We start from the raw sequence: 12,026 nt of genomic DNA, 5'->3' as shown, positions 1-12,026 counted from the left end.
GCCGCAGCGCTCCACATTTTCCGCGAAGTCCCAGGATTTGTCCGCCAAATCCACACACGCGCTGTCTCGGTCCGGCCTTTCGGCCCCGTTCATCTGGCCCCGGCCACCGCTTTCCCCGTTCCCTATACGTACGGCCTCGTTTCACCGGGATGAGAGGAACGTGGTGACCGAAGAACCAGAACCTTCACCGGCCCAGGCGCGGCGACCGCGACCACCTGCACGGCTCCGGCAACGACCAGCCTGGGGATGGGCGCTGTACGCCTTGGGATGGGCGGCTGTGACCGCGGGCACGATCAGCGGCGCCGCGGCCTACTCGGCCGTGCGCCGTGGGACGGCCCCGCAGGGCTGGCCGGCGACGGCCGCCGAGTTCGCGCTCATGACCGCGCTGCTGGGAGGCGGTCGCTGGGCGATACGTCAAAGCCACCGGCACCGGGCCAAGACACTGCGACCCGTCGACGCGCTCCCGCACGACCAGGAGATCGTGCTGTTCCTGCGCGCGTTCGCCGACGACGAGGGCTTCGCCAATGTTCCCCGGGGCCATCCGCACGGCCCCTGGGCGGCGACGACCGACACCGAGGAACAGCAACTGGCACAGGCGACCGCGCTGTTCGGCCAGATGATCGCCCTTGGCAAGCCCGGCGACGCGCTCCCGCAGGCCGGTGCCGGACGTTACTACGCCGCGGACCACGAGTGGCAGGCGCAGGTGCTCGCGGCTCTGGATCGCGCCCGCCTCGTCATCCTGGCCTGTGGGCCCGGACGCGGCCTGCGATGGGAGACGGAGCGAATCGTGGCCTTCAACCGGCCCGAGCGGCTGGTGCTCGTCGTCGCCCGTGACGCTGACCAGTACGAATCATTCAGAGCCGAGATGCACGACCTTTTCCCCAAAGGCCTGCCTCGGGCTCCTGACTTCGAGAACGTCGTCGTCAAGGGGCCTGACCATGTCCACATCCGCGCCGTCGTCTGGTTCGACGGCGACTGGACGCCACACGCGACCGCCCTGGGGGCGGCCGATCCAGAAGTCCGCGTCCACAGGTTGATCGAGCCTTCCGCGTGGGTCAGAACGGCTTTCCCCCTTGCCATCCGGCCGGTTTATCAGCGGGCCGGACTCGCCATACCCGGACTTCCCGCCACGCGGCACACTCGCCCGTGGCAGGTTCCCGTCGCGCTGGTGCTCTGCGCGCTCGCCCTGGTGCTTCTGTCCGCCGGGACAGACGGCTTCGATCTGTCGAGCGAGAAGACCACTACCCTGCTGATCTTTCTCGGCCTTCCCTTCTCGGTCCTGCTGTATCGGACATGGCGTGGGGGACATATCTCCATAAGGTTCGTGCGATTCTTCGGATGGCTGTTCGGAGCGGTGTCCTTCATGGTTCTGGTGATGCCGGGAACCACACGACATCCCCTCGTCGCCGGGCTGCTCGGAACCTTGTCGAGCACCGGGGCTCTTCTGCTCGGCGGACACAGAGTCCGCGAGTGGGTCGCGTCACTCGCCTTGGTGCCGCCGGACAGTCCGCGAGCGAGTCGGCGAAAGCGAAAGTGACAATGGGCGGCGGCATGCGCCGGCCGGCCAGGACGGCCTGCACACCGTGCGTGGCTCGCCAGGGGCGACTCCGGACGGCCGGAGCCGCCCCTGGGGCGAGGCGTGTTCGGCACGGATGCCTGCGGGGATCGCGTTGCGGCTACTCTCCCGTCAGTCCCCGGCCATGACGGTGAAGGTGAACCCGGTGCTCGTCGTACGGCGCAGCGGAATGTCGCACTTGATCCGGCGGAGCACCTCGTTCCTGCTGAGGCCGAGCCCCTGGGCGATGAGCCGCTCCGGGCGCACCGGCACAGGGTCCTCGAAGACGACCTCCACCTGGACCGGCCACGCCTCGTCGAGCCATGCCGACGGGGTGTCCAGCCGCCAGGCCCCCTCCCAGTCCAGAGCGAAGCGGTTGCGCCGGGCGAACAGCGGATCCAGCAGCGTGGACGCCACCAACTCCGGATCGTTGGTGTGGTAGCCGTCGAGCTCAGCCGGATCGACGGATCTGACCGGCGCCCGCTCGTGCACGGTGAGCTTGCTCGTCCGGCCGCAGGACACGCAGCGGACCAGCAGCCACACGTCCAGCAGCTTGCCGTTGGCGTTGACCCGGAACCTGCCCTCGCCCGTGGTGGCCGACTCCGACCGGCAGTCCGGGCACCGCGACGACAGCAGAGGCAGCCTGGTCCGGCGGACGACCCAGGGCAGCACAGTATGAGGTTGTGAAGACATGATCTCTCTAGACCTGACACGAGGCCGATCGCGCGCGGCCTCAGACGCTGCATGACCGGGCGCACACGGGCAGCCCGGCGGAGCCGACGGGACGGTCGGCTTGAAGGTGAGCGGAAGAAGGTGTCAGGTTAAAGAGCAGGCGGGGTCACGCGCTTTTGTCCTCTGTCCTCACGGCGACGGGGGCCGCAGGCACCCTACGGGAGCGCGAAAGAAGGGCTCAAGCGGTTTTCCGCGGCGGTGGTCCCTGTCGCCTGGGTTCATCCCACGGCCGTGCTCCGCCTCGTCAGCGTTCTTCCTCAGGCAGCCACAGGTCGGGGCCGAGTCGGCGCAGGCGCTCTCGGCAGTCCTCGTAGCCGGGCAGCACCCGCTCCACGAGCCGCCAGAACTCCGCGCTGTGGTCATGCCGGAACAGATGAGCCAGCTCGTGCACGAGCACGTAGTCGGTGAGCGCTGAACGGCGGCGCGCAGCACGTCGGGTTCACACCGTTAGGCAAGTGATACCAGGCGGCATAGGCCGTTCCCTTCCTCCCACCGAGGCGGAACCTACGTCGACCGACTTTCCGCCGAGGTGATCTAACCTCCCATAGTGCAAAAGCGCTTGACGGCCGCGATTCCGTGGCTTGTAGTAATAGCGGTCGGTGACAAGAGGTCCAGGGGACTTCTTTCCGGGAGACCGGGATAGCCGGCCTCGCGGTCGCCGGTCGCTCACCGCGCGTCCCCGACGCCCCCAAGCAGAGTGTTCCGATCGATCGCGGCGTCGAGCTCGCTGCGGAGCTCGGTGTAGTCGATGCGCGGCAGGCGGGCGGCTGCCTGACTTCGCTCCACGGCACAAAGGACTGGTGATCGGTAATCAGCCGGAACGTGTGGACCCGGACCTGAACCGCTCCGTCGGCACGGATCTGTGGTCTGCCGATAAGTTTGGGAGGCTGCGCCGGTCTGCCTACCGACGCCACCTGACTTGAAGGGATCGTCACGATGGCGAAGATCATCTCCACGCTGTTCATCTCGGCCGACGGCGTGGCCGAGATCGACCCCGATTGGCACTTCCCATACTTCGACGAGAACATGGGCCGCGCCGTCGGCGAGGACTACGACACCGCTGACGTGCTGCTCATCGGCCGCGAGACCTATGACAGCTTCGCCGGCGCCTGGCCCGGTCGCGAGGCCGCGGGCGGGGACGACGCGCCGTTCGCCAAGCAACTCGGGGACATGCGCAAGGTGGTCGTCTCGCGCCAGCCGCTGGAGTTCTCCTGGCGCAACTCTGAGCTGATCAAGGGCGATCTCCTCGACGCCGCCGCCTCGCTCAAGGCCGATGCCGGCATCAGAGGCATCCTCATCCCCGGGTCGATCTCCGTCGTGCAGCAACTGCTCGCTGCAGGCCTGGTCGACGAGCTGCGCCTACTGGTGCATCCGGTGGCGGCGCGTAAGGGCCGCAGGCTCTTCGACGACGGCGACGCGCCGTACCACCTGAAGGTGACTGCGACGGAGGCGTTTGCGACGGGCGTGATCCGCGTCATCTACTCGCCGACCGCGGCACCTGCCAAGGTCGGCTACGACGAGGTCAAGGACCAGGTGCCCGAAGGGAAATAGCCTCCGGGGGTCACCAGGGGACGACGCCCTCGTCGTCGAAGAAGCCGCCGCACGGTCCGTCGTCCGGCAGGGTGGCGAGCCGGATCGCGGTCGCGGCGCCCTGCTCGGGCGTCCGTGGCGCGTTGAAACCGGTGAAGTCGGTCGCCATGTAGCCCGGGCAGCAGGCGTTCACGATGACCTTCGTGTCGGCGAGCCGACGGGCGTGCGCCCCACGGAGAAGGTTCTTCGCGGCAACGACGCCATCCGGAGACTGTTGGACGGCCGGCAACGATGTCGTTCTCTTGCTCACCCATCACCCGTGACGCGTAACGAACTTCTCACGGGGGGCTGCGGGAGAACCGGCGGCGCGAATGTCGGAGGCGGCTGGTAGAAGGTGAGCATGGGCGTGAGCGTGGATGAGTTCCTGGCCTTGCTGACCAGGTTGCCCGAAGTCGAGCAGGGCTACGGCGGCGAGTGGGTCTCGCTGAAGGTGGACGGCAAGGGCTTCGGATATCTGTGGGAGAAGACCCGGACCGTCGGGCTCAAACAGCCGATCGAGGAGCAGATCGCGCTGGTGTCCGAGCGTCCCGACGTCTTCGAGGTGCAGTTCACCGCGGGACGCTTCGGCTGGGTCGTGGTGAAGCTCGACAAGATCGAAGAGGACGAGCTCTTCGAACTCGTCACCGAGGCGTGGCTGCTGACCGCGCCGAAGGACCTGGTCGAGGCGCACGAGCCCGAGCTGCTGCCGTAACTCCCTGCCCGCGAGGTCTCCGCCGGTCCGTACGGCGGGCGCCGACCCGGGTGATCCCGGGGAACGGCGCCGCGAGATTCCGAGCGAGCGGGTGACGTTCCGATGAGCCCTGCCCCCGGTGTTCCGGGGGCACCGGCCGCACTGTGGTCATACCGGGGTCAGACCGTGGCCGTACCGTGCGGGCCTGGAAAGCGACCGAGGCCGGTGATCTGGGATCACCGGCCTTCGGAGTGATGAGCTCCCGCGATAGGACTCGAACCTATAACCTGCCGGTTAACAGCCGGCTGCTCTGCCGATTGAGCTACACGGGATCGTGCTCTGTACTGCTGTTACTGCTGTTACTGCCTGCTCCGCTCGTTCCGGCCTTTCGGCTTTCCTTGCGGCGCGGAACTAGATTAGCGCACTCCGGGGGGTGTCTGTCACATCGATTCCGTCCGCGAGTCGTCGGGTCTTGATCGGCGTACGGCAAAGAGCGCCCGGAGGGCCTCGGGAGCCGCCCGGGCGGGGCCGGAGCGGCTGCTGTTGGATAGAGACATGCCCTCGGGGTAGGGGGGCGGGGAACACGAGCGCGGAGGTGGAAGATGCGATACAAGGCGATGTTCGCCACCGGGCTGGCCGTCGGCTACGTCCTCGGCACGCGGGCCGGGCGTGAGCGCTACGAGCAGATCAAGCGCTTCGCGCAGCGGCTCGCGGACAGCCCCACGGTGCAGGAGGCGGCGGGGCTGGTCGGCGCCCAGGCCTCGAAGGTGGCGGGCAAGGCCAAGGACCTCGCGGGCGACAAGGTGCCGTTCCTCAGGAAGACGGAGTCCTGGGAGTCCGACAGGACCGACCGGGTCGGCACGGCCACCGGCTGGCCGGGCGGCGCCGACCAGATCCCCTGAGCCGCCCCCGGCCGATTACGCCCTCGACCGCCGGAGCAGCCCACGTCCCCGGAGAGCAGGCGGCGGGCCCCCGGCACGGTGCCGGGGGCCACGGGTGAAGCCCATTTGCCCCCAGGTACCCCCGGGGGTATAAATGAGACATGCAGATGAACGAGGCAATGGTCGGCGACGCGGTGACGCGTTTGCGCCGGGCGCACGGCCAGCTCGCCGGAGTGATCGCGATGATCGAGGCGGGCGAGGACTGCACCAAGGTGCTGACCCAGCTGGCCGCGGTCTCGAAGGCGATCGACCGGGCCGGATTCAAGCTCGTCGCCAGCGGTCTGCGGCACTGTCACGCCGCACAGGAGCGGGGCGAGGAGGCTCCGATGAGCGTGGCCGAGCTGGAGAAGCTGTTCCTGGCCCTCGCCTAGGGAGTGTCTGGCAAATGCTGCCCGTCGCGAGCGGGGATCCAGGTGGATGCATCGCAAGGCCGAGGAGGAGCCCATAGCGGAGCTATGGGCGGATTCTCCCCGGGCCCCGCGGAAATTCCGAGCTTGCGAGGAATTTTCGCGGGTGGGGCGAGAACGCAGCGAGGCGCCGCCTGGGCCACGCACAGCAGGCCATGAATTTGTCAGACACGACCTAGGTCCTCTGCCCCAACCGACAAAGCCCTGCCACGCGCACAGGCAGGCCTTCGCCGTGGACTCCCCCGGAGGAAGGCCGGCCTTCGCACATCCGCCGGATACCCCCCCGGGTATCTCAGGCGGCCATCTTCGCGCCGGTGTACTCGACAGCAGGCGCGGTCAACGGTTTTTCAGGCCCGTCACATACCCCCCGGGGTATATAGAAATGAGGTGTTCCCTTATGGAGATCGTGTCCTTCCGCACTCCGGGTCTCGGTGACCAGACCTACCTGCTGACCCACGAAGGCAAGGGAGTGCTCGTCGACCCGCAGCGCGACATCGACAGGTTCCTGCGGGCGGCGGCCGAGCGCGACGTGGAGCTGCGCTTCGTGCTGGAGACCCACCTGCACAACGACTACGTGTCGGGCGGCGAGCAGGCGGCTCTGCGCACCGGAGCCGAGCTGGTCCTGCCCGCCGCCGCCGCGCCCGCCTACCCTCACACCCCGGCGTTCCACCTGGAGGACATCGAGGGAGGGGACGGCCTGTCCCTGCGACCGGTCCACACCCCGGGGCACACCCCCGAGCACACCAGCTACCTGGTGCTCATCGAGGGTGAGCCGGTCGCGGTGTTCTCCGGCGGCAGCCTCCTGGTGGCCTCGGCGGGCCGGCCCGACCTGCTCGGCATGGCCCGGGCCCGGACCCTGGCCCGGCTGCAGCACGGCTCCCTGCGCCGGCTGGCGGCGCTGCCGCCCGAGGTCGGGCTGTTCCCGACGCACGGCGAGGGGTCGTTCTGCAGCGCGAGCGGGGCCGGCCGCTACACCTCGACGATCGGCGAGGAGATGAGGTCCAACCCGCTGCTCGCCATCGAGGACGCCGAACAACTGGCCGACGAACTGCTCGCCGCACCCATGCCGATCCCGGCCTTCTACCGGCACATGGGCCCCGCCAACACGCTCGGCGTGCCGCCGATGCCCTCCGTCGGCGTGCCCGAACTGGCCGTCGCCGACCTGCCCCAGGACGCGCGCGTGGTCGACATCCGCCCGCGCGAGAGGCAGGCGGACGGCTTCCTGCCCGGCTCTGTCGGCATCGAGCTGGGGGCGGACTTCGGCAGCTGGGCCGGGTGGCTGCTGCCGTACCGGTCGCCGATCGTGCTCGTGGCCGAGCCCGGCCAGGACGCGGGCGAGGCGGTGACCCAGCTGGCGCAGATCGGCATCGACACCGTGCGCGGCGTCGTGCGCGACCTCGGCCCGGCCGCGACCGCGACGTTCGAACGGCTGGACCTGGCGGCCTTCACGGCACGGACGGCCCAGCCCGGCGCCCAGGTGCTGGACGTGCGCATGCCGAACGAACGCCAGGCCGTGCGCCTGGAGGGAGCCGTCGAGCGCTTCCTCCCCGACCTGGTGACCGAGGGCGTCCCCGCCGAGCTGGACCGCGAGCGCCCGGTGCTCGTGGCCTGCGGATCGGGCCGGCGCGCGGCCATCGCCGCCACGCTGCTCGCGGCTGCGGGATACACGCCGGTCGTGCTCGACGGCGCCGGCGTGCCCGACGTGGTCGCCACGCTGCGGACCCGCCGCGCTGCCTGACCCCAGACCCCACATACGAGAACGAGAAGGAAGCCGTGAACACCGAATCCCCGAACATCGACACCGCGACCGCCCGTGCGCTGATCGCCGCCAACCCCGACGTGCTGGTCGTGGACGTGCGGACCCCCGCCGAGTTCGAGACCGCGCACATCGGCGGCGCGATCAACCTGCCGCTCGACCAGGTCGACGCCCACCTGCGGCGGATCGTCGCCGACGCCGGCGGGCGGATGCTGCTCATCTGCCAGTCCGGCGGCCGGGCCACCCAGGCGCACAAGAAGCTCTGCGAGGCGGGACTGCCCGACACGGTCGTGCTCACCGGCGGGATGAACGCCTGGATCGCCTCCGGCGCCCCCGTGGTGCGCGGCAGACAGCGGTGGAGCCTGGAACGCCAGGTCCGCGTGGTCGCGGGCGGCATCGTGCTCGCCTCGATCGTGGCCGACCTGTGGCTGCCGGGGGCGCGCTTCGCCGGCGCCTTCGTCGGCGCGGGCCTGGTCTTCGCCGGGCTGACCGACACCTGCGCCATGGGCATGCTGCTCTCCCGCCTGCCGTACAACCGCGGCGCGGGCGCCGACGTGGACGCCGCTCTCGCCTGTATCCGCCGCCCCGGCCGCAGCGCGGCCTGACGGATCGAGACGACGACATGACCGCTCTCACTCTGGCCGGCGCCGTCGTCGTCGGCCTGACCCTGGGCCTGTTCGGCGGCGGCGGATCGATCCTGACCGTTCCTCTGCTCGTCTACGTCGCGGGTGTCCCGGCCAAGTCCGCGATCGCCATGTCCCTGTTCGTCGTCGGCGTGACCAGCGTGGTCAGCGCCGTCGGCCACGCCCGCGCCGGCCGCATCCGGTGGCGGACCGGGCTGGTCTTCGGCCTGGCCGGGATGGCCGGAGCGTACGGCGGCGGCCTCATCGGGCCGCGCCTGCCCACGGCGGCGCTGCTGGCGGGGTTCGCGCTGATGATGGCGGCCACCGCCGTCGCCATGATCTGCCGCCGCGGGACGTCCCAGGCCGCGGGGGCCCACAAGGATCTGCCGATCCTCCACGTCCTCGTCGAAGGCGTCGTCGTCGGCCTGGTCACCGGCCTGGTCGGGGCCGGCGGAGGCTTCCTCGTCGTCCCCGCGCTGGTGCTGCTCGGCGGCATGCCGATGAGCACAGCCGTCGCCACCTCCCTGGTGGTCATCGCGATGAAGTCGTTCGCCGGGCTGGCCGGCTACCTGCAGACCGTCCCCGTCGACTGGTCGATCGCCCTGCCCGTCACGGCGATGGCGGTCGCCGGCGGTCTCGCCGGGGGCTGGCTGGCCGGGCGCGTCCACGCCGACCGCCTGCGCAGGGGCTTCGGCTGGTTCGTCCTCGTCATGGGCGGATTCGTGCTGCTCCAGCAGGCGCCGCCCGAGCTGTTCCACACCGTGTGGGGCGTCACCGCGCTGCTGGCCGGCGCCGCGGCCGTCGCGGCGGGGGTCGTCTATCTGTTCCTGTGCCAGGGCCGCCGGCTGGACGGCGGCGCCCTGCGCGTCGGGGAACTCAATCGCACGTGACGCACGCCCCTGCTCGGCGACGCGGCAGGCTCCGTGCGCGGCCGTCCGGCCCGGACGGGGGCGATCGAGGACAGCGCGGCGTAAAGATCCTCTTCCGGTCGTCGCCGGCTCCGCTCTGCTCCGGTGTCCCGTCCAGGCCACCGGAGCAGAGCCGGACGTCCCCGCCGAGTCCCCTGCCCGGGCTCGCCGGCTTCACACGCCGAGGCTGCGCCGTACCTCTTCGAGCGCCTGCTCGGCGTGCGCACGCAGGCCCGGGTCCTTCGCGTCGAGGCCGGGGTCGAAGATGAACTCCCAGCGCGGGGTGTCGTAGCCCGGGATCCGGCGGGCGACGAGGCGCACTCCCCCGCGGCCGTCGATGGTCACATGGCGGCTCGCGACGATCGTCGAGGTCACCCGCTCGCGGATCGTCTCCGGCAGCCTGCCCGGCTCGGGCAGGAGGGTCCGGTGGACGGATCCGTCCGTCATCGTGACCGTCACTCCCTCCTCGTCCCACACGGCCTTGTCCATGAGGTGCCACGGCAGGCGCGGCCCGTCCGGCAGGTGCAGCGCCCGGGTGGTGGCGACGACGTGGCCGCCCTCCGGCGTACGCGCGTGGCTGATCGGGTGCTCGCCGCTCTCCAGCGCGAGAGCCGTACGGACCTCACGGGGGAGCCGGGAGCCGAACAGGCGGGACAGCGAGGGCTTGGGAGGAGTCAAGAGGCACCGCCAGCGTACGACGACCGTTAACACCCCCGAGGCTATCCGGCGGCCCCGTCCCTCCTGTCGTACGGGCTCCGAGCGCGGGAGCCGCGGAACCCGGGCGGGGAGCCGCGTCGCGCTCAGGGGAGCCAGTCCTGAAGTCCGGCGAGATGCCCGAGTTCCGACTCGATTCGCCGCCTGTCGTCGGCGGTGAGCTCCAGACCACGCAGATCGGTGAGCCAGGGATCGGCAGGCTCACCGAGGACCGTGGCCAGGTCGACGAGGTGACACAGGGCGATGGCCCGCTCGACCGGCGAGGCGTCCGCGCCGTGCCTGCGCACCGCGGACTTGAGCGCACGGAAGGCCTGCAGGTCGTCGTTCTTGAACTCGCGCAGTATCCGGGCGTTGTCGAGCGCCCTGGCCAGGCCCGTCAGCTTCTTCGAGCCGCCGTACTCCACCTCGGCCGGCTCGTCGCGCTGGATGAATATGATCGAGTTCCCGGACGGATCCATCAGCGTGAACCGGGACGCGCCGGGCCGGTAGCGGGTGATCCGCGGCAGGCCGGAGCTCAGCACCTTCCCGTAGACCCGGCGCATCGCCGCGACGAACTCCGCGTGGTACGGCGCCACGGCGTCGACCATGACCAGGCAGCCTCCGGACTCCTCCCGGGCCGGGTCCAGGCCCTTGGGCGCCGGGCCGAAGTGCAGATCGAATCCGCTCCACCGCAGCGCCAGATAGACATAGGGCCTGCTTTGTTTGTAGGTCGCCTCGAACCCCAGCGCCTCGTAGAACGCCAGGGTCTCCTCCGGCGACGCGCACGGCATCAACGGCACCGTCGTCTCGTTCGGCCGGACCGCGGGCTCACTCATGTCATCCACCTTTCCGATCGCCCGGCGATGGTGGCACCCCTCGGCGCGGCTCGCACATGGATCGCTCCATGACCCCGCGTCGCTCCATGGACCCCGCGTCGCGCCGTCGGCCCAGGACGCGGACGAGCGCCTCCCGTGAGCCGGGAGGCGCTCGTCCGCGCCGATCGGGGAGCGTCAGTCCAGGTAGTCCCGTAGCGTCTGGGCCCGGGTGGGGTGGCGCAGCTTGGCCAGCGTCTTGGACTCGATCTGGCGGATGCGCTCACGCGTCACGCCGAACTCCCGGCCGACCTCCTCCAATGTGCGGGGGTGGCCGTCGGAGAGGCCGAACCGGAGCTGGATGATCCGCTGCTCGCGCTCCGACAGCGTGGCCAGGATGTCGTCGAGCTGGTCCTGCAGCATGATGAAGGCCGCGGCCTCCATCGGCACCACCGCGTCGGCGTCCTCGATGAAGTCGCCGAGGTCGGAGTCCTCCTCGCCGATCGGCGCCTGGAGCGAGACCGGCTCCTGCGCGATGCGCTGGATCTCCACCACGCGGTCGATGGGCAGGTCCATCTCGGCGGCGATCTCCTCGGGCGCGGGCTCCCTGCCGAGATCCTGGTGGAGCTGCCGCTGCACCCGGACCAATTTATTGATCGTCTCGACCATGTGCACGGGAATCCGGATCGTTCTCGCCTGGTCGGCGATCGCCCGGGTGATCGCCTGGCGAATCCACCACGTGGCGTAGGTCGAGAACTTGTATCCCTTGGTGTAGTCGAATTTCTCGACCGCACGGATGAGACCGAGATTGCCCTCCTGAATGAGATCCAGGAACAGCATTCCGCGGCCCACATAGCGCTTGGCGATGGAGACCACGAGCCTGAGATTGGCCTCGATGAGCCGCTGCTTGGCGCGGACGCCCTCCCAGACCAGGTCCTCCAGCTCCGGCTGGGCGAACCTGGCGGCGGGGCTCTCGCAGAGCTTGTCCTCCGCGAACAGGCCCGCTTCGATGGCCTTGGCCAGCTCCACCTCCTCTTCGGCGGTGAGCAGCGGAACCCTGCCGATCTCCCGGAGGTAGATCCTGACCAGGTCGCTGGTCGGAGCGCGTTTGCCGATATCCTCCTCGTCCGGCTTGCCGGGTTCCTCGTCGCCTTGCGGCTCGAGGACCTCAACTCCGTTCTCGGCGAGCATCCGCACGACGCGCTCCAGCGCGTCGGCGGGCAACTCGGATCGGTCGAGCGCGGCGGCCACGTCTTCAACCGTGACGCTCCCGCGTTCCCTTCCCTTCGCGACGAGGTCCGCCACCTGGTCTACCGATGGCGGCCTGCTTGGCAGCACC

Annotated in this window: 13 protein-coding genes, 1 tRNA gene and 1 pseudogene; 8 read left to right on the top strand and 7 right to left on the bottom strand. The window is 70.0% G+C overall.

What is annotated here, in order from left to right; genetic code table 11:
• Positions 1-277: 277 nt before the first annotated feature.
• Positions 278-1,537 carry a hypothetical protein gene (locus tag HHX41_RS01450; protein ID WP_182904492.1) on the top strand — a complete coding sequence of 420 codons (1,260 nt, stop codon included), beginning with the start codon at positions 278-280 and terminating at the stop codon, positions 1,535-1,537.
• A 150-nt stretch (positions 1,538-1,687) separates the two neighbouring features.
• Here the strand turns inward: HHX41_RS01450 and HHX41_RS01445 are convergent, their stop codons facing one another.
• Both HHX41_RS01445 and HHX41_RS01440 read right to left on the bottom strand, forming a co-directional pair.
• Positions 1,688-2,227 carry a DUF1062 domain-containing protein gene (locus tag HHX41_RS01445; protein WP_310741709.1) on the bottom strand — a complete coding sequence of 180 codons (540 nt, stop codon included), beginning with the start codon at positions 2,225-2,227 and terminating at the stop codon, positions 1,688-1,690.
• A gap of 304 nt (positions 2,228-2,531) precedes the next feature.
• Positions 2,532-2,690, bottom strand: a pseudogene (locus HHX41_RS01440) (M48 family metallopeptidase); the annotation flags it as partial.
• 533 nt (positions 2,691-3,223) lie between these two features.
• Here HHX41_RS01440 and HHX41_RS01435 point away from each other — a divergent pair.
• Positions 3,224-3,838, top strand: a complete 615-nt coding sequence (locus HHX41_RS01435) for a dihydrofolate reductase family protein (RefSeq protein ID WP_169979038.1) — start codon at positions 3,224-3,226, stop codon at positions 3,836-3,838.
• 10 nt (positions 3,839-3,848) lie between these two features.
• Here the strand turns inward: HHX41_RS01435 and HHX41_RS01430 are convergent, their stop codons facing one another.
• Complete coding sequence (locus HHX41_RS01430) at positions 3,849-4,010, bottom strand: hypothetical protein (protein ID WP_259400550.1); 162 nt, start codon at positions 4,008-4,010, stop codon at positions 3,849-3,851.
• Positions 4,011-4,217: 207 nt separating this feature from the next.
• On the opposite strand from HHX41_RS01430, the gene HHX41_RS01425 reads away from it, so the two are divergent.
• On the top strand, positions 4,218-4,568 hold the full coding sequence (locus tag HHX41_RS01425) for an MmcQ/YjbR family DNA-binding protein (protein WP_169979040.1): 351 nt from the start codon (positions 4,218-4,220) through the stop codon (positions 4,566-4,568).
• A gap of 238 nt (positions 4,569-4,806) precedes the next feature.
• Here HHX41_RS01425 and HHX41_RS01420 read toward each other — a convergent pair.
• Positions 4,807-4,879: transfer RNA gene (locus tag HHX41_RS01420), tRNA-Asn, on the bottom strand.
• A 270-nt stretch (positions 4,880-5,149) separates the two neighbouring features.
• Between HHX41_RS01420 and HHX41_RS40090 the strand changes: the two genes are divergently transcribed.
• The 5 genes from HHX41_RS40090 (at position 5,150) to HHX41_RS01395 (ending at position 9,164) form a co-directional block, all read left to right on the top strand.
• Positions 5,150-5,449 (top strand): YtxH domain-containing protein, encoded by a 300-nt coding sequence (locus tag HHX41_RS40090; RefSeq protein ID WP_249349527.1) that lies wholly within the window; start codon positions 5,150-5,152, stop codon positions 5,447-5,449.
• A 140-nt stretch (positions 5,450-5,589) separates the two neighbouring features.
• Positions 5,590-5,859: a metal-sensitive transcriptional regulator gene (locus HHX41_RS01410; protein ID WP_169944372.1), complete on the top strand. Its 270-nt coding sequence runs from the start codon at positions 5,590-5,592 to the stop codon at positions 5,857-5,859.
• A gap of 433 nt (positions 5,860-6,292) precedes the next feature.
• On the top strand, positions 6,293-7,633 hold the full coding sequence (locus tag HHX41_RS01405) for a rhodanese-like domain-containing protein (protein WP_182904489.1): 1,341 nt from the start codon (positions 6,293-6,295) through the stop codon (positions 7,631-7,633).
• Positions 7,634-7,668: 35 nt separating this feature from the next.
• A complete protein-coding gene (locus HHX41_RS01400; protein ID WP_244313006.1) occupies positions 7,669-8,256 on the top strand; it encodes a rhodanese-like domain-containing protein in 588 nt (195 codons plus the stop codon).
• 17 nt (positions 8,257-8,273) lie between these two features.
• Complete coding sequence (locus HHX41_RS01395; RefSeq protein ID WP_169979044.1) at positions 8,274-9,164, top strand: sulfite exporter TauE/SafE family protein; 891 nt, start codon at positions 8,274-8,276, stop codon at positions 9,162-9,164.
• A 192-nt stretch (positions 9,165-9,356) separates the two neighbouring features.
• Here HHX41_RS01395 and HHX41_RS01390 read toward each other — a convergent pair whose 3' ends face one another.
• The 3 genes from HHX41_RS01390 to rpoD all read right to left on the bottom strand — a co-directional run bounded on the left by HHX41_RS01390 (position 9,357) and on the right by rpoD (position 12,025).
• Positions 9,357-9,860: a hypothetical protein gene (locus tag HHX41_RS01390; protein ID WP_249349528.1), complete on the bottom strand. Its 504-nt coding sequence runs from the start codon at positions 9,858-9,860 to the stop codon at positions 9,357-9,359.
• 122 nt (positions 9,861-9,982) lie between these two features.
• Positions 9,983-10,711, bottom strand: coding sequence for a glyoxalase (locus HHX41_RS01385; protein ID WP_169979046.1), 729 nt, complete (start codon positions 10,709-10,711; stop codon positions 9,983-9,985).
• Between the two features lie 174 nt (positions 10,712-10,885).
• Complete coding sequence (rpoD, locus tag HHX41_RS01380; RefSeq protein ID WP_310741755.1) at positions 10,886-12,025, bottom strand: RNA polymerase sigma factor RpoD; 1,140 nt, start codon at positions 12,023-12,025, stop codon at positions 10,886-10,888.
• Between the last annotated feature and the right edge of the window lies 1 nt (position 12,026).

Source organism: Microbispora sp. H13382 (assembly GCF_014161445.1).
Classification (GTDB): Bacteria; Actinomycetota; Actinomycetes; order Streptosporangiales; family Streptosporangiaceae; genus Microbispora.
The sequence above is the reverse complement of the archived record's forward strand: the minus strand, read 5'-3'. Positions and strand labels throughout refer to the sequence as shown.